We start from the raw sequence: 16,171 nt of genomic DNA on the forward strand, positions 1-16,171 counted from the left end.
GGTGTCGTGGCGGTCCGGGCCGAGCGGGGGCCTCGCGGACGGCAGTGTCGGCAGGCGGGCACCCGCCGGGCTTTCAAGCAGGCGGGCACCCCGCCGGACATGCAAAACAACGGGCGTACGCTTGAGGACGCCGAAGAATCAATCGCTAGGGAGCCGGTCGTGTCCGCAGTCGCACCCGACGGACGCAAGATGCTGCGCCTGGAGGTCCGCAACAGTCAGACCCCCATCGAGCGCAAGCCCGAGTGGATCAAGACCCGGGCGAAAATGGGCCCCGAGTACTCCAAGATGCAGAACCTCGTCAAGAGCGAGGGCCTGCACACGGTCTGCCAGGAAGCGGGCTGTCCGAACATCTACGAGTGCTGGGAGGACCGGGAGGCGACCTTCCTCATCGGCGGCGACCAGTGCACCCGGCGCTGCGACTTCTGCCAGATCGACACCGGCAGGCCCGAGGCCCTCGACCGTGACGAGCCGCGCCGCGTGGGCGAGTCCGTGGTCACCATGGACCTGAACTACGCCACCATCACCGGCGTCGCCCGCGACGACCTGGAGGACGGCGGCGCCTGGCTGTACGCCGAGACCGTGCGCCAGATCCACGCGCAGACCGCCGACCGCGAGGCCGGGCGCACCAAGGTCGAACTGCTCGCCCCCGACTTCAACGCCGTCCCCGAGCAGCTGGCGGAGGTCTTCTCCTCCCGCCCCGAGGTGTTCGCGCACAACGTCGAGACCGTGCCGCGGATCTTCAAGCGGATCCGCCCCGGCTTCCGCTACGAGCGCTCCCTGAAGGTCATCACCGCCGCCCGGGACTACGGCCTGGTCACCAAGTCCAACCTGATCCTCGGCATGGGCGAGACCCGTGAGGAGGTCAGCGAGGCGCTGCAGCAGCTGCACGACGCCGGCTGCGAGCTCGTCACCATCACGCAGTACCTGCGCCCGTCCGTGCGCCACCACCCCGTCGAGCGCTGGGTGAAGCCGCACGAGTTCGTGGAGCTGAAGGAGGAGGCCGAGGAGATCGGCTTCTCCGGCGTGATGTCCGGCCCGCTGGTCCGCTCCTCCTACCGCGCCGGCCGGCTGTACCAGATGGCGATCGAGAAGCGAGGGGCGTTCGTGGCCTCCCAGGCCGTCTGACGCGACATCACCGGCCTTGCCCCGCACCGGGCGAGACCAGCGTGTGAATTCACGCACAAGGCGCTACCGGTCAGTAATGGCCGAGAGAACGCGGCCCCGGCCGTCCTCGCAGATGAGGACACAGGTCGGGGCCGCGTCGGCGTTCCGGGGCGCTCCCACCGAGGCTTCATGCCCGTTTGACCGGTCGGTCACGCACTGGTAACACCAGTCAGTGAGCCTGGCATCACGCCACGTACACCCGTACCCGGAGCATCGAGGGGGACCTCCACCATGCAGGCCGCGCCCGTCCGCGCCACCGCCATCCCGTCGTTCACCACCGCCCTGCGCGCCGTCGAGTCGCTGCTGATGAGCGGCGGTCAGCGCACCGCCCGCCGCAACGCCTGGACGTCGGTACTGGAGGACCGCCGTCGCGCAAAGGACCGGGTCGAGGCAGAGCGCGTCCTCGACCAGACCCCGGGCACCCGGCCCTGAGGCGCGTGCTCCCCGGCACTGCCGTCGAAGGCGCTCCGGGGGACACGTAGACTTCATGGCATGGCGAGGAAGGAAACCGCAGCGGACGCTGCGAACCCCGGGCGACTGAAGCAGATCGCTCTGACCTACAAGATGACCCGCAGGGCCGACAAGAAGATCGGTCTTGTACTCGCGGCTGTCGGAATCGTCACCTTCGGTGTCTTCCTCGCGATCGGTTTCTTGATCGGTCACCCCATCTATCTCGGCATCCTGGGCCTCCTGCTCGCCTTGCTCGCGACGGCGATCGTGTTCGGGCGCCGGGCCGAGCGAGCGGCCTTCGGGCAGATGGAGGGACAGCCCGGCGCCGCCGCGGCCGTGCTCGACAACATCGGCCGGGGCTGGACGACGACCCCCGCGGTGGCGATGAACCGCAACCAGGACGTGGTGCACCGCGCCGTCGGCAAGGCCGGCATCGTGCTGATCGCCGAGGGCAACCCGAACCGGGTGAAGAGCCTGCTCGCCGCCGAGAAGAAGCGGATGAACCGCATCGTCGCGGACGTCCCGGTGCACGATCTGATCGTGGGCACCGGCGAGGGCCAGGTCGAGCTGAAGAAGCTGCGCACGACCATGCTCAAGCTGCCCCGCGTCCTCACCGGCCCGCAGGTCACCGCGACCAACGACCGGCTGCGCGCCCTGGGCGACCTGATGAGCAACATGCCGCTCCCGAAGGGGCCGATGCCCAAGGGCATGAAGCTCCCGAAGGGCAGCGGTCCCAGGGGCCGCTGAGACCCGTTCTCCTACGACGACGGGGGCGCCGGAAACTGTCCGGGCGCCCCCGTCGTCGTATCGGGATCGTCGTATCGGGATCGTCCGTCCCGGTCGTCATCGCCTTGTCGCTGCGGGCGTCAGATGCGCACCTCGACCGTGCGGGCGAGCCGGTCGTGCAGGCCGCGGCCGTCGCGGTCCCAGATCAGGGCGGGGACGGCCAGGCACAGCAGTACCGAGCGCAGCAGGCCGCGCAGCGGCTGGACCCGGCCCGTGTCGAGGGCCATCACCCGCAGGCCGAACAGACGCTTGCCGGGGGTGAAGCCGACGGTGCCGACGGTGAGGACGCTCATCACGAGGAACACCAGCAGCGCCCAGTTGCCGGTCGTCTGCCCGTCGTAGCCGTCGGTGATCAGACCGTATGCGATCAGGACGCACAGTCCCCAGTCCACGGCGAGGGCGCCGAGCCTGCGGCCGGGGCGGGCGATCGAGCCCGGTCCGTCCTCCGGCAGCCCCAGCTGCTCGCCCCGGTAGCCGAATTCGGCACCGGCGTCCTCCAGGGCCGCACGCGGCCCGGAGAGCCATGATCCGATTGCTTGCCTGTTGTCCACCCGTCCACGGTACTGCGCCCGTATATGACCGGGAGACGGCGGGGTGCGCCGGGGCTACCGTGGGAGAGAGGGCGGTTAACTTGTGCGAAACAAATGGGTCACGCCCGAGAAATGACCCGTCCCTAGGGTCGAGGGGAGCGTGTGCCACCCGCACTGGCCACACGAACGATCTACCACCCCGGCGGGACGGTCGGGAGTAGGAGGAGCTGGATGTTCCAGAACGCCGATGACGCCAAGAAGTACCTCGCGGACGAGGACGTCAAGTTCATCGACGTCCGGTTCTGCGACCTCCCGGGTGTGATGCAGCACTTCACGATCCCTGCCGAGGCGTTCGACCCGGACGAGGAGCTGGCGTTCGACGGATCGTCGATCCGCGGCTTCCAGGCCATCCACGAGTCCGACATGGCGCTGCGCGCGGACCTGTCCACCGCCCGTGTCGACCCGTTCCGCCGCGACAAGACGCTGAACGTCAACTTCTTCATCCACGACCCGATCACGGGCGAGCAGTACTCCCGCGACCCGCGCAACGTGGCCAAGAAGGCCGAGGCCTACCTCGCCTCCACCGGGATCGCGGACACCGCGTTCTTCGGCCCCGAGGCCGAGTTCTACGTCTTCGACAGCGTGCGCTTCAAGACGTCCGAGAACGAGTCCTTCTACCACATCGACTCCGAGGCGGGCGCCTGGAACACCGGTGCGCTGGAGGACAACCGCGGTTACAAGGTCCGCTACAAGGGCGGCTACTTCCCGGTCCCGCCGGTCGACCACTTCGCCGACCTGCGCGCCGAGATCTCCCTGGAGCTGGCCAAGGCCGGCCTGCAGGTCGAGCGCCAGCACCACGAGGTGGGCACCGCCGGCCAGGCGGAGATCAACTACAAGTTCAACACGCTGCTCGCGGCCGCCGACGACCTGCAGCTCTTCAAGTACATCGTGAAGAACGTCGCCTGGCGCAACGGCAAGACCGCGACCTTCATGCCGAAGCCGATCTTCGGTGACAACGGCTCGGGCATGCACGTCCACCAGTCGCTGTGGGCGGGCGGCGAGCCGCTGTTCTACGACGAGCAGGGCTACGCCGGCCTGTCGGACATGGCCCGCTACTACATCGGCGGCATCCTCAAGCACGCCCCGTCGCTGCTGGCCTTCACCAACCCGACGGTGAACTCCTACCACCGCCTGGTCCCGGGCTTCGAGGCCCCGATCAACCTGGTGTACTCGCAGCGCAACCGCTCCGCCGCGATGCGCATCCCGATCACCGGCTCGAACCCGAAGGCCAAGCGCGTCGAGTTCCGCGCCCCGGACTCCTCCGGCAACCCGTACCTGGCGTTCTCGGCACTGCTGCTCGCGGGCCTGGACGGCATCAGGAACAAGATCGAGCCGGCCGAGCCGATCGACAAGGACCTCTACGAGCTGGCTCCGGAGGAGCACGCGAACGTGGCGCAGGTCCCGACCTCCCTCGGCGCCGTCCTCGACCGCCTCGAGTCCGACCACGAGTTCCTCCTCCAGGGCGACGTCTTCACGCCGGACCTGATCGAGACGTGGATCGACTACAAGCGCGCCAACGAGATCGCCCCGCTGCAGCTGCGCCCGCACCCGCACGAGTTCGAGCTCTACTTCGACGTGTGATCGGCTGATGCGTGTGTGACACGTGAGCGCGTACGGCGCCCCCGCCCCTGGTTCTCCAGGGCGGGGGCGCCGTCGTGTTCCGGCTGCCGGCTGTCCGAAATGCTTCCGTCGGTGGGGGCGGCGCGGGATCATAGGAACTGACACTGTTGTTCGAGGAAGGTCACGGGGATGTCCGAAAGGGACGACCAGGAGCGGGAGTTCGACCTCAAGTGGGCGGACGGTGCCGAGCACAAGGAGCCCTCGGCACGGGCCCGGATGCTCGCCGCGCGCTGGAAGGACAACCCGCCCGGACCGGTCCCGTTCCGCGCCGACCCGGAGCACAGGGGGGCGTCCGGCCGCTCGTCCTGGGTGTCGACGGTCGTGGTGCTCGGGTGTGTCGTCGCGGTGATCCTGCTGCTCGGGTACATCGACTTCAGCCCGCACTAGGTGTTCTGTCTGACAATTCCCGCGACGCTCCGCCGCCGCGCCTCTACGATCACTCCGAACGGCAGGTCGGCAGGGGCGGAGCGGGCATGGACGACGACGCGGGACGTGGCGGGACGGCGGCGGTCCGCCTGCTCGGGGGCGTGTCCCTCGCCGAGGCCCTGGACACCGCCGATCCCCGCGCCTGGACCGCGTTCGACAGGGGCGCCCGGGAGATGATCCGGTACCGGTCCTCGCTGCCGCCGTCCGTCACCGGGGAAGCCGCACAGGCCCGGCTCGCCCTCGAGCTGTGCCATCCGGACGGACGGGTGCGCGAGGCCGCGCTGGACCAGGCCGTGGGGCATCCGGTGCTGCTGCCGCTGCTGGTCGTGCGGGCCGGCGACTGGGTGGCGCCGGTACGTGAGCGGGCCCGGGAAGTGCTGGACGAGGTGCTCGACGTGGAGACGGCGGTCGCGCTCGCGCCGGTGATCCTTCGGGTCGGCAGGCGGGAGCGGGGATCCTTCGGGGTGGAGTTGCTCGGCGGCGTGCTGCGCGGGGCGCCGCGTGAGCGGCTGATGCCGCTGTACACCCACACCGACCGGACCGTACGCCGGTTCGCCTTCCGGCTGGCCGTGGAGGAAGGGCTCCTCTCCCCCGGTGAGCTGGCCCGTCGCGCCTCCTGGGACGACGACGCGGTCGTCCAGACCCTGTGCTCCGACGCCGCCGTGGCCGCGGTGGCGGGCGAGGGCGACTGGGACGACGTACTGGAGCCGCTGCTGGACGCCCGCAGTCCGCGGGCGCGGGCGGCCGGTGTCACCGCGCTGCGGCGGGCCGGGCGGCCCGAGCGGGCGGTGGGGTTCCTCGCCGACCGGGCCGCGGTCGTACGGGCCTGCGCGCGGTACGTCGTACGGCAGCACGGGACGGATCCGCTGCCCTGGTACCGGGAGCGGTGCGCGGACCCGGCGGTGCCGCCCGGCGCGGTGATCGGGCTGGCGGAGTGCGGGCAGCGCGCGGACGCCGCCCTGTTGTGGCCGCTGTTCGGCCATCCGGAGCCGAGGGTGCGGGCGCGGGCGGTGGCCGGGCTGCGCACGCTCGACATGACCGACGTGGCCCGGCTGCTGCCGCTCCTCGACGACCCGGCGCCGGGTGTGGTGCGGGAGACGGCCACCGCGCTGCTTCCGTCCGCCGGGGTGCTGCCCGACGGCCCGCTGATGGCGCGGCTCGGTGTCGAGTGGCCCCGGCAGGTGCGGGTCGCCGCGTTCCGGTTGCTCGACGCGCGGGGCGGGATCGTGGGGCTGCGGGCCGCGGTCGCCCTGCTGGACGATCCGGACGACAAGCTCCGTGCGTGGGCCGGGCAGTCGGTGCAGCGGTGGCATCCGGCGCCGGGCGCGGAGCACGGGGACCCGGAGGTGGGTGAGCTGCTGGACCGGGCCCGGCATCTGTTCAGCGAGTACGTCCTCAAGCGGCGCAAGTGGGAGGCGGGGCTGTCCGCGTGACGCGTGGCCGGGCGTCCCACGGTCGGGGCGCCCGGCACCGGTCCCGGGTCTCAGCGGTTGTAGCGCATGAACGCGCGCACCATGTGGCACGTGATGTCCGACGGCGGGTGCACACCGATCAGCTCCGCCGTGCTCCGTATCGTCGCGTCGCGCGCCTGGTTGGGCAGGTAGACGCCGGAGTCGAGCAGGGCGATGGCGAGCCTCATCGCCTTGAGCCGGCGGTTGTGCGTGACGTACCACTCACGCGGGCGGCCCGGAGGCAGTGGACGCTTCTCCACCGGGGCGCAGGGCATGTCGAGCAGCACGGGACGCTTCGCGGTGGACTGGGTGGGCAGGGGCTTCGGCTTCAGTGCGGCAGCGGGCACGGACATCCTCCTGTCGCGGTCGGGGCGCCCGCCGAGGTCCACGACGACCCCGGCGATTCCCTCGAACACTGCTTACAGTCTACCGTCCGGCACTGACATCCGGGGAGTCCGGAAAGCGGGTAAAGCCGCAGGCCAGTAGGGAAGTTGGCGGTGCGTCACGGCTGGTTCGGGGCAGGCGCGTGGGACTGCGGGAAATCGAACAGGGATGTACGTCGGGACGTCGGGCGTACCGTGTGGGGCATGGAGATCTGGATCAACCCGGCCTGTTCCAAGTGCCGGAGCGCCGTCAGTCTGCTCGACGCCGAGGGTGCCGAGTACACCGTCCGCCGCTACCTGGAGGACGTACCGAGCGAGGACGAGATCCGGGCGGTGCTGGAGCGGCTCGGGCTGGAGCCGTGGGACATCACCCGCACCGGGGAGGCCGCCGCGAAGGAGCTCGGGGTCAAGGACTGGGCGCGGGACGCCGGTGCGCGGGACCGCTGGATCGCGGCGCTCGCCGCGCACCCCGAACTGATCCAGCGGCCGATCATCACGGCGGACGACGGCACGGCGGTCGTGGCCCGGACGGAGGACGCCGTACGGGACGCCCTCTCCCGCTGACCGCCGCGTGACGCAGGCCACTTCGGCGAGTTGACCTGACCGCTGAGCAACTCCGTTCGGTATCTCGTACATAGCGGCGTACGCCCCCCTACCTCTTCAGGAGGCGCGCATGTCGCGCAGGAGCACGCTCGGCCCGAAGAAGAAGCTCGCGCTGCTGGTCAGTGCCGCGACGGTGGCGGGAGGCGGTGCCTTCGTCATGGCGAACACGTCGAACGCCGCGCCGCCGCCCACCACCAAGTCGGCGGCGGACTCCACCGTCTGTCAGGGGCTGGCCACCGCGCTCGGCAACAACCAGAGGTTCATCGAGGGCCAGCGGGCCGCCCCCGACGCGCAGTCCGAGGCGCGGATCGCCAACCGTGAGGCGGTCATCGCCCAGATCCAGCGCCAGCAGAAGGCGTCCGGGTGCGCGGTCGGGGAGTCGGCTCAGGACTCCCACAGCGCGCAGCCGGAGCAGCCCGCCGCCCCCTCGCAGCCCGCTCAGGGCCAACAGGGCGAACAGGGCGAACAGGCCGAACAGGGCGGCGGTGAGGGCGCGGCGGCCTCCGGTGAGCAGGTGTGCGACGGGTCCACCGTCACCCTCTCCGGTGAGGACGGCGCACCGGCCGCGTCCAGCAACCAGTTCCCGGCCGGTACCAGGCTGAGGGTCACCAACCTGGACAACGACAAGTCCACGACGGTGGAGGTCACCTCGGTCTCCGGCAGTTGTGTGCTGCTCAACAACGCGGCGTTCGAGCAGGTGCGGGAGGCCGGGAAGTTCCTGATCCGCCGGGCGGTGATCGAGAAGGTGGGGTGACGCCCGGGTGCGTCGGCAGGGGGCCCGCCCTTCCCGGCCGGGAGCGGCGGGCCTCCGCGTCCCCTCGCATACAAGCCGTCCCTCTCCTCCCGCGCGCTCACCGGGGGAAGCGGCTCACGGCAGTGTCAGGTAACACGGGGTTCACATTCGGGCAATGGCCGGGAAATCGCCTGTTGACAGGCTGCGTGGCATCGACGGCGGCGCCCCAGTGCCGCAGCGCCGCAGCACCCGCACCAGCGCCCAGACCCACCCCCGAAGGATGTGGACCGTGAGCTTCAAGGCCGAGTACATCTGGATCGACGGCACCGAGCCGACCGCCAAGCTGCGGTCCAAGACGAAGATCCTGGGCGACGACGCCAAGGGCGCGGACCTGCCGATCTGGGGCTTCGACGGTTCCTCCACCAACCAGGCCAAGGGGCACGCCTCCGACTGTGTGCTGAAGCCGGTCTTCGTCTGCCCGGACCCGATCCGCGGCGGTGACGACGTCCTGGTGCTGTGCGAGGTCCTGAACACGGACATGACGCCGCACGAGACCAACACCCGTGCCGCGCTGGCCGAGGTCGCCGAGAAGTTCGCCGCCCAGGAGCCGATCTTCGGTATCGAGCAGGAGTACACCTTCTTCCAGGACGGCTACCCGCTCGGCTTCCCCAAGGGCGGTTTCCCGGCCCCGCAGGGCGGCTACTACTGCGGTGTCGGCTCCGACGAGATCTTCGGGCGTGACGTCGTCGAGGCGCACCTGGACAACTGCCTGAAGGCGGGCCTGGGCCTGTCCGGCATCAACGCCGAGGTCATGCCCGGCCAGTGGGAGTTCCAGGTCGGTCCGCTGGCCCCGCTGGTGGTCGCCGACCAGCTGTGGGTGGCCCGCTGGCTGCTCTACCGCACCGCCGAGGACTTCGGCGTCGCCGCCACCCTCGACCCGAAGCCGGTCAAGGGCGACTGGAACGGCGCGGGCGCGCACACCAACTTCTCCACGAAGGCGATGCGCGAGGGCTACGACGCGATCATCACCGCGTGCGAGTCGCTCGGTGAGGGCTCCAAGCCGCTGGACCACGTCAAGAACTACGGCGCCGGCATCGACGACCGTCTCACCGGTCTGCACGAGACCGCCCCGTGGAACGAGTACTCCTACGGGGTCTCCGACCGCGGCGCCTCGGTCCGTATCCCGTGGCAGGTCGAGAAGGACGGCAAGGGCTACATCGAGGACCGCCGTCCGAACGCCAACGTCGACCCGTACGTGGTGACCCGCCTGCTGGTCGACACGTGCTGCACCGCGCTGGAGAAGGCCGGCCAGGTCTGATCCGTCACGCAGTCGTCGCGAGGGGCGTCCACCGCCGAGGTGGGCGCCCTTCGCGTCGTCCGCGCTTGTCCGCGCTTGTCCGCGCGGTCCGGGCGGTCCGGGCGGTCCGGGCGGTGAGAAGGGGCTCCTGCCGGCCGGGACGTCTGATTCAATGGGAGCATGGCCAGCTTCCGGAAGTACGACGCCACGGGTCGCCGTGACCTCGAGCCGTTCTGGCCCTCCCGTCAGCACCACGACTTCGACCGGGTGTGTTGTCGCGCGATGAACGCGCCGGCCCTCTAAAGCCCGGACCTCCCGGCAACGCCCGGACCTCCCGGCCTTCGGCCGGCGCGAACCGCGTACGTCCTCGACGAACCCCTTCGCGCGAAAGAGCTGACGTCTCATGGCGACCACCCGTTCCCTGCCCACCACCACGTCAACGGCCCCTGCCCCCGCCTCCGTTCCCGTTCGTCCCCGGCACCGGCTGCGTGCCGTCGACCGTGACGAGGCGGTCACGGTCGCGGATCTGCTGCCGCCGGGTGCCACCTGGCTGCCCGCGCCGCAGAACGCCCTGCCCACCCTGCCCGGACGGCCCCCCATGGTCGGCTACCTGGTGCTGGTCCCCGCCGACCGGCAGCCGCCGTTCCCGGTGCCGGTACCGGACCCGGCCGAGTCCCCCGCCGCCGCGCCCGGCGGCGACCCGCTGATCCGGGTCGACACCGTGCAGCGCACCGCCGAGGTGGACGGGCGCCCCCTCGACCTCACCTACCTGGAGTTCGAGCTGCTGGCCCATCTCGTGGCGCACCCCGGCCGGGTGCACACCCGCGACCACCTGGTCGGCACGGTGTGGGGTTACGGCCATGTGGGTGACGGCCGTACCGTCGACGTCCACATCGCCCGGCTGCGCCGCAAGCTGGGTGCCCCCCACCGCGACGCGATCCGCACGGTGCGCCGGGTCGGCTACAAGTACGTTCCGCCGGCCGGGCGCTGAGCGCGCGCCCCGCCGGTCTGCCGTCAGCAGATCGCCGTTCCCCCGCACCGTCCGAGCGGGCAGAGTCACCGGTATGAGACTTCTGATGCTGGGTGGTACGGAGTTCGTGGGGAAGGCCGTCGCCGAGGCGGCCCTCGCGCGGGGCTGGGAGGTGACCGTCTTCCACCGGGGGCGGCACGAGGCACCGCGGGGCGTGCGGACGCTGCTGGGCGACCGCACCGCGCTCGACGGTCTGGCCGCGCTCGACGAGGACCCCGGGGAGTGGGACGTCGTCGTCGACACCTGGTCGGCCGCACCGCGCGCGGTGCGGGACTCGGCGCGGCTGCTGCGGGGCCGCGCCGGGCGGTACGTGTACGTGTCGAGCTGCTCGGTGTACGAGTGGGCCCCGCCCGCCGGGTACACCGAGCGGGCTCCGGTGGTGGAGGGCGCCTCGGCGGACGCCGGTCACACGGACTACGCGCGGGACAAGCGGGGCGGTGAGCTGGCCGCCGTGGACGCCTTCGGCGCGGACCGGTCGGTGCTGGTGCGGGCCGGGCTGATCCTCGGGCCGTACGAGAACGTGGGCCGGCTGCCCTGGTGGCTGAACCGGATGGCGCGCGGCGGACCGGTCCTCGCCCCGGGGCCGCGTGGGCTGCCGCTGCAGTACATCGACGCCCGTGATCTCGCCGAGTGGATCCTCGGGTCGGCCGAGCAGGAGCTGAGCGGGCCGTACAACCTCATCTCCCCGCAGGGGCACGCCACGATGGCCGAACTGCTCCAGGCGTGCGCCGAGGTGGCCGGTGGCACGGCCGAGCTGCGGTGGACGGCGCCGGAGGTGATTCTCGAGGCGGGTATCGAGCCGTGGACGCAGCTTCCCGTGTGGGTGCCGCCGGGCAGCGATCTGCACGACGCGCTGCACTCGGCGGACGTCTCCCCGGCGGTCGCGACCGGGCTGCGCTGCCGCCCGGTCGGTGAGACCGTCGCCGACACCTGGCACTGGCTGCGGGAGATCGGCGGCAGCGCGCCGCAGCGCCCGGACCGGACGGGCAAGGGCCTCGATCCGGCGGTGGAGGCGAGGGTGCTGGCGAGCGCCGGAGGGGTGTAGGTAACACCACCCCCCGACCGGGGGGTTCGGCCCAGTGCCCCCCGGATTCCGCTCGGCCAGACTGGTGCCATGACCATCGACTCGAAGAGCGGCAGCGGGCGGACCATGGGGCGGGGCATCGCGCTCGCCGCGGTACGGGGGCTGGCACTGTCCCTGGTGTCGCTGCCGGGTGCGGTGCTGTGCTTCGTGCTGTCCGTCCTGTCCATCGCGCTGATCCCGGTCGGGATCGGCATCGTCACCACCCCGTACGTGCTTCAGGGGGTGCGGACGTTCGCGAACTGGCGGCGGGTGCTGGCGGCCGAGTGGGGCGGGGTGCGGATCCCTCCGTCGTACCGGCCGCTGCCGAAGGACGCCAATCCGTGGGGGCGGACGTTCGGGATGTTGGGCGACCCGGCGACCTGGCGGGATCTGCGGTGGCTGCCGGTCGACATGACCGCGGGCTTCGTCACCGCGCTGCTGCCCGCCGCGCTGCTGATCTATCCGCTGGAGGGCCTCGCCCTCGCCGCCGGGCTGTGGCTGGTGCTCCCCGAGGGCTACTGGTACGGCTTCGTGCGGGTCACGGACCAGCCGTCCGCGCTCGGCGCCGGGGCGCTCGCCCTCACCCTGCTGCTCTTCGCGCACTTCTTCTCCCCGCGTCTGCTGCACGGGCACTTCCTGCTCACCCGGGCCGTCCTCGGTTCGCCCCGGGGCGAGTTGACCGAGCGGGTGCGGGTACTGACCGAGACCCGGCGGGACGCCGTGGACACCTCCGCCGCCGAGCTCCGGCGCATCGAGCGGGATCTGCACGACGGGGCGCAGGCGCGGCTGGTCGCGGTCGGCATGGACCTGGGGACCATCGAGGTCCTGCTCGACAAGGACCCGGCGAAGGCGAAGGAGCTGATCGCGCAGGCCCGCGAGTCCTCCGTGGAGGCGCTGTCCGAGCTGCGGGAGCTGGTGCGCGGCATCCATCCGCCGGTGCTGGCCGAGCGCGGCCTCGGTGACGCGGTACGGGCGCTGGCACTGCGGCTGCCGGTGGTCACCGAGGTGAGCGTGGATCTGCCCGGGCGGGCTCAGGCGCCGGTGGAGTCGGCCGCGTACTTCGCGGTGAGCGAGGTGCTCACCAACGCGGCGAAGCACTCCGGCGCGGACCGCGTCTGGGTCGACATGCACCACGCCGACGGTCATCTGCGGGTGAGCGTCACCGACAACGGCAGGGGCGGCGCGGTGATCGGGGCCGGGTCGGGACTGACCGGAGTGGAGCGGCGGCTGGGTACATTCGACGGCGTCCTGGCCGTCAGCAGCCCCGCGGGCGGCCCCACCATGGTCACCATGGAGATCCCTTGCGCGTTGTCCTAGCCGAAGACCTGTTCCTGCTGCGCGACGGACTCGTCCGGCTCCTCGAGGCGCACGGCTTCGAGATCGCGGCGGCCGTGGAGTCCGGGCCCGAACTGGCCCGAGCGCTGGCCGAGCGGGAACCCGACGTCGCCGTCGTCGACGTGCGCCTGCCGCCGACGCACACCGACGAGGGGCTGCAGTGCGCGCTGGACGCGCGGCGCAGGCGGCCCGGGCTGCCGGTGCTGGTGCTCTCCCAGCACGTGGAGCAGTTGTACGCGCGGGAGCTGCTCGCCGACGGCAGCGGCGGGGTGGGCTATCTGCTGAAGGACCGGGTGTTCGACGCGGACCAGTTCGTGGACGCGATACGACGGGTGGCGGAGGGGGGTACGGCGATGGATCCGCAGGTGATCCAGCAGCTGCTGGCACGGCAGTCGGGCGACGACCGGCCGCTGGCGCGGCTGACGCCCCGCGAGCGGGAGGTGCTGGAGCTGATGGCGCAGGGGCGGACCAACGCGGCGATCGCGGCCAAGCTGGTGGTGACGGAACGGGCGATCGCGAAGCACACCGCCAACATCTTCGCCAAACTGGGCCTGGAGGTGTCGGACGACGACAACCGGCGCGTGCTGGCGGTACTCGCGTATCTCGACCACGGCCGGTGACACCGGCCCCGGCCCTTCACACCGGGTGGGCGATCAGCAACTCCCGGTGTCGCAGGGGCTGTTGAAGCCAGTGCGCCGGTACGGACTTCTCACCGATCTGAGGGACGGGTGAACACCCGTGGGGCGGCTCCCGTACTCATGGGCGCCGCTTCACTCCTGTCGGGCGCCTCGATGCCCCGCATCGGGATGGCCCCGCAAGGAAGTCAGAGGAGTTCCATGGGACGCAACACAAGAAAACGCCGTACGCCGCTGGCCACCAAGGCCGTAGCCGGGGCGGCGGCCCTGGCGCTCGGTGGGGGCGGGCTGATCTGGGCGAACTTCCACGCCTCGGCGCACGAGGAGAACGCAGGCCACGACCGGACCACGTCGCAGGCGGCGCAGGTCGCCACGATCGACTGCCCGGACGTCGGCCAGCGGCTCTCCGGCGTGCCGGACCGGGCCCGCGGGGAGGTCGACGGTGAACTGGCCTCGATGGACCAGCAGATCACCGAGGCCTACCAGCGCCTCGTCACCACGCGCCGGGCCCAGGACGGGGATCCGCGGTTCGTCGAGAACTCCATTCTGGGGCCGCTCAAGGACCGGCGGAAGGTGCTCATCGACCGCATCAAGCTGGAGATCAACCGGGCCGGCGGCCAGGCCGACGACGGCCTGGACCAGCTCGCCGGCTGCACCGGCCGCCCCGCCGACCAGCAGCCCGGCGACGGCCAGGGCGGAGACGGCCAGGGCGGAGACGGACAGAACGGCGACGGCCAGGACGGCGGCCAGGACCAGGACGACAACGGCAACGGGGCCGCGGGCCCGGTGGCCGAGGACTTCATCGACATCAACGACGTCCAGCCGGACTCCCGCGGTCTGCGGAACGGGCTGGCGGCCAACGGGGACTCCGGTTCCACCGGCTCCTTCACCACGGACTGCGGTGTCAACGAGAACAACCTGTTCAACAGCGACAACCTGATCGCCGCCCCGGGTGTCGACAACGGCGCGCACCACACCCACGACTACGTCGGCAACCAGGACAACGACGCCTTCTCCAGCGACGAGGACCTCGCCGACGCCGACACCTCGTGCCGGAACCAGGGCGACAAGTCCACCTACTACTGGCCGGTGCTGCGGCTCCAGGACGGCACGCGGGAGTTCGACGCGAACGACCAGGGCGGTGGTGCCGAGGGCAACGTCGGCAGGATCCTCAAGCCCGCCCGGGCCGAGCTCACCTTCGTCGGCAACCAGCAGGGCGATGTCGTGGCGATGCCGAGGTTCCTGCGGATCATCACCGGTGACGCCAAGTCGTTCGTCAACGGCGACGCGAACGCCAACAGCTCCTGGAGCTGCACCGGCTTCGAGGACCGCCAGGTGACGGACAAGTACCCGCTGTGCCCGGAGGGCAGCCAGGTGGTGCGGACAGCCAACTTCCAGAGCTGCTGGGACGGCCGGAACACCGACAGCGCCAACCACCGTGACCACATGGCGTTCGTCCAGCAGGACGGCAGCTGCCCGAACGGCTTCCAGGCCGTCCCGCAGCTGCGGATCCGCCTGGTCTACGACATCCCCACCCCGGTCATAGAGAACGGTCGGGTGCGGAACCCGTACGCGGTGGACAGCTTCCCGGAGCAGCTGCACAAGCCGATCACCGATCACAACGACTTCATCAACGTCATGGACGAGGACCTGATGAACCAGGTGGTCGAGTGCGTCAACAGCGGCGAGGACTGCCAGTAGCCGGTCCCACCGGTCGCCGGTGAGTCACCGGTGGGCCGCCGGCGAGGGAGGGCGGTGGCGGGGTTTCCCGCCACCGCCCTCCCTCGCCCGGTGTGCCCGTCCTGTGGGGCCGGGCGCGCGTTCAGCCTTCGTGGGCGGCGTGACCGGCGGGGTGCGAACCGCCGCCGTGCCCGCCGCCGCTGTGGTCCGTGCCCTGCTCCAGGGTGCCGCCGAGCCGGCCCCGCAGGCCGGCGACCACGTCCTCGTGGCCGACGGCCACCCACTTGCGGCCGACGAGGTAGTGACCGCCGTAGTCCTTGGCCGTGTTGATCCACTCGCGCTGGCCGCGGTCGGTGGCGAAGGTGGCGAGGACGTACTTCCCGTCGCCCTTCCCGCACAGGGCCTGGCGGATGGTGTCGGCGTCGGTCTGCAGGTCCGGCACGCACCTCGCCTCGGCGGCCAGATGTTCCAGGCTGCCGGTCGCGGTGGGCGGCACCTGGCCCCCGCCGCCGCCGCTTGCGCAGCCCGCCAGCGCCAGGGCCGCCACGGCGCCGGTCAGCGCGAGCATCGGTCGGGTCACCCTCATGTGTTCCTCCGGTCCTTGACGGCGACATGCCGCTCGGAGCCCCGGCGCGGGGCCCTCCGTCTCCGATACGGCTGCGGCGCCCGCAGCGCTCAATCCCGGTGCGGCCGCGGGTACCCGCGTGCGAGGGTGACCCGATGAACAGCGACTGGCGCCGCGTCCGTCGAGTCTCGGGCGGGACCGCGAGGGTCTGGCGCTGATCCTCGGCGCCCTCGCTCCGCATCCGCCGCGCCATCGGCGCCCGATGGCCGACTACGCCCGTCCGGCTCGTCGAACCCGCCGCGGAGTGACGCCCAGGGACCGCCCAGGTGACCATCCACCGGTTCGCTCGTTCAGCTGAAC

18 protein-coding genes and 1 pseudogene are annotated in these 16,171 nt (G+C 71.4%); 16 read left to right on the top strand and 3 right to left on the bottom strand.

From position 1 onward, the window contains the following. Positions 1-159: 159 nt before the first annotated feature. The 3 genes from lipA to IE178_RS12000 all read left to right on the top strand — a co-directional run bounded on the left by lipA (position 160) and on the right by IE178_RS12000 (position 2,361). Positions 160-1,125, top strand: a complete 966-nt coding sequence (gene lipA / locus IE178_RS11990; protein ID WP_193512207.1) for a lipoyl synthase — start codon at positions 160-162, stop codon at positions 1,123-1,125. Positions 1,126-1,395: 270 nt separating this feature from the next. Then, positions 1,396-1,596 (top strand): SCO2195 family GlnR-regulated protein, encoded by a 201-nt coding sequence (locus IE178_RS11995; protein WP_184765504.1) that lies wholly within the window; start codon positions 1,396-1,398, stop codon positions 1,594-1,596. A gap of 60 nt (positions 1,597-1,656) precedes the next feature. Further along, on the top strand, positions 1,657-2,361 hold the full coding sequence (locus IE178_RS12000; RefSeq protein ID WP_184765503.1) for a DUF4191 domain-containing protein: 705 nt from the start codon (positions 1,657-1,659) through the stop codon (positions 2,359-2,361). A gap of 119 nt (positions 2,362-2,480) precedes the next feature. Here IE178_RS12000 and IE178_RS12005 read toward each other — a convergent pair whose 3' ends face one another. Then, positions 2,481-2,951, bottom strand: a complete 471-nt coding sequence (locus tag IE178_RS12005; protein WP_184765502.1) for an RDD family protein — start codon at positions 2,949-2,951, stop codon at positions 2,481-2,483. Between the two features lie 210 nt (positions 2,952-3,161). Between IE178_RS12005 and glnA the strand changes: the two genes are divergently transcribed. The 3 genes from glnA (at position 3,162) to IE178_RS12020 (ending at position 6,469) form a co-directional block, all read left to right on the top strand. Next, on the top strand, positions 3,162-4,571 hold the full coding sequence (glnA, locus tag IE178_RS12010) for a type I glutamate--ammonia ligase (RefSeq protein WP_184765501.1): 1,410 nt from the start codon (positions 3,162-3,164) through the stop codon (positions 4,569-4,571). A gap of 168 nt (positions 4,572-4,739) precedes the next feature. Continuing rightward, the gene (locus IE178_RS12015) at positions 4,740-4,997 is read left to right on the top strand and encodes an SCO2583/SCO2584 N-terminal domain-containing protein (protein WP_184765500.1); all 258 of its coding nucleotides are present in this window, start codon (positions 4,740-4,742) and stop codon (positions 4,995-4,997) included. A gap of 86 nt (positions 4,998-5,083) precedes the next feature. Then, complete coding sequence (locus IE178_RS12020) at positions 5,084-6,469, top strand: HEAT repeat domain-containing protein (protein WP_193512208.1); 1,386 nt, start codon at positions 5,084-5,086, stop codon at positions 6,467-6,469. A gap of 50 nt (positions 6,470-6,519) precedes the next feature. Here IE178_RS12020 and IE178_RS12025 read toward each other — a convergent pair whose 3' ends face one another. Further along, complete coding sequence (locus tag IE178_RS12025; protein WP_184765525.1) at positions 6,520-6,834, bottom strand: hypothetical protein; 315 nt, start codon at positions 6,832-6,834, stop codon at positions 6,520-6,522. 240 nt (positions 6,835-7,074) lie between these two features. On the opposite strand from IE178_RS12025, the gene IE178_RS12030 reads away from it, so the two are divergent. The 9 genes from IE178_RS12030 to IE178_RS12065 all read left to right on the top strand — a co-directional run bounded on the left by IE178_RS12030 (position 7,075) and on the right by IE178_RS12065 (position 15,267). After that, on the top strand, positions 7,075-7,434 hold the full coding sequence (locus tag IE178_RS12030) for an arsenate reductase family protein (RefSeq protein ID WP_184765497.1): 360 nt from the start codon (positions 7,075-7,077) through the stop codon (positions 7,432-7,434). Between the two features lie 109 nt (positions 7,435-7,543). Continuing rightward, positions 7,544-8,227, top strand: coding sequence for an SCO2207 family protein (locus tag IE178_RS12035; RefSeq protein ID WP_193512209.1), 684 nt, complete (start codon positions 7,544-7,546; stop codon positions 8,225-8,227). Between the two features lie 268 nt (positions 8,228-8,495). After that, positions 8,496-9,524 carry a glutamine synthetase gene (glnII, locus tag IE178_RS12040; RefSeq protein WP_193512210.1) on the top strand — a complete coding sequence of 343 codons (1,029 nt, stop codon included), beginning with the start codon at positions 8,496-8,498 and terminating at the stop codon, positions 9,522-9,524. Positions 9,525-9,683: 159 nt separating this feature from the next. After that, positions 9,684-9,806, top strand: coding sequence for a hypothetical protein (locus IE178_RS35845; RefSeq protein WP_268250074.1), 123 nt, complete (start codon positions 9,684-9,686; stop codon positions 9,804-9,806). Positions 9,807-9,906: 100 nt separating this feature from the next. Next, positions 9,907-10,494: a winged helix-turn-helix domain-containing protein gene (locus IE178_RS12045; RefSeq protein WP_184765494.1), complete on the top strand. Its 588-nt coding sequence runs from the start codon at positions 9,907-9,909 to the stop codon at positions 10,492-10,494. 73 nt (positions 10,495-10,567) lie between these two features. Continuing rightward, a complete protein-coding gene (locus tag IE178_RS12050; protein ID WP_193512211.1) occupies positions 10,568-11,578 on the top strand; it encodes an SDR family oxidoreductase in 1,011 nt (336 codons plus the stop codon). 69 nt (positions 11,579-11,647) lie between these two features. Next, on the top strand, positions 11,648-12,913 hold the full coding sequence (locus IE178_RS12055; RefSeq protein WP_184765492.1) for a sensor histidine kinase: 1,266 nt from the start codon (positions 11,648-11,650) through the stop codon (positions 12,911-12,913). After that, a complete protein-coding gene (locus tag IE178_RS12060; RefSeq protein ID WP_184765491.1) occupies positions 12,898-13,551 on the top strand; it encodes a LuxR C-terminal-related transcriptional regulator in 654 nt (217 codons plus the stop codon). The genes IE178_RS12055 and IE178_RS12060 overlap by 16 nt, the downstream gene beginning before the upstream one ends. 216 nt (positions 13,552-13,767) lie before the next feature. Beyond that, positions 13,768-15,267, top strand: a complete 1,500-nt coding sequence (locus IE178_RS12065) for a DUF1996 domain-containing protein (RefSeq protein ID WP_193512212.1) — start codon at positions 13,768-13,770, stop codon at positions 15,265-15,267. Between the two features lie 121 nt (positions 15,268-15,388). Here IE178_RS12065 and IE178_RS12070 read toward each other — a convergent pair whose 3' ends face one another. Further along, positions 15,389-15,832, bottom strand: coding sequence for a hypothetical protein (locus tag IE178_RS12070; protein ID WP_193512213.1), 444 nt, complete (start codon positions 15,830-15,832; stop codon positions 15,389-15,391). 160 nt (positions 15,833-15,992) lie between these two features. Between IE178_RS12070 and IE178_RS12075 the strand changes: the two are divergent. Further along, a pseudogene (locus IE178_RS12075) lies at positions 15,993-16,169 on the top strand (tetratricopeptide repeat protein); the annotation flags it as partial. Positions 16,170-16,171: the final 2 nt, after the last annotated feature.

It is taken from the genome of Streptomyces griseoloalbus, from assembly GCA_014650015.1.
Lineage (GTDB): Bacteria > Actinomycetota > Actinomycetes > Streptomycetales > Streptomycetaceae > Streptomyces > Streptomyces griseoloalbus.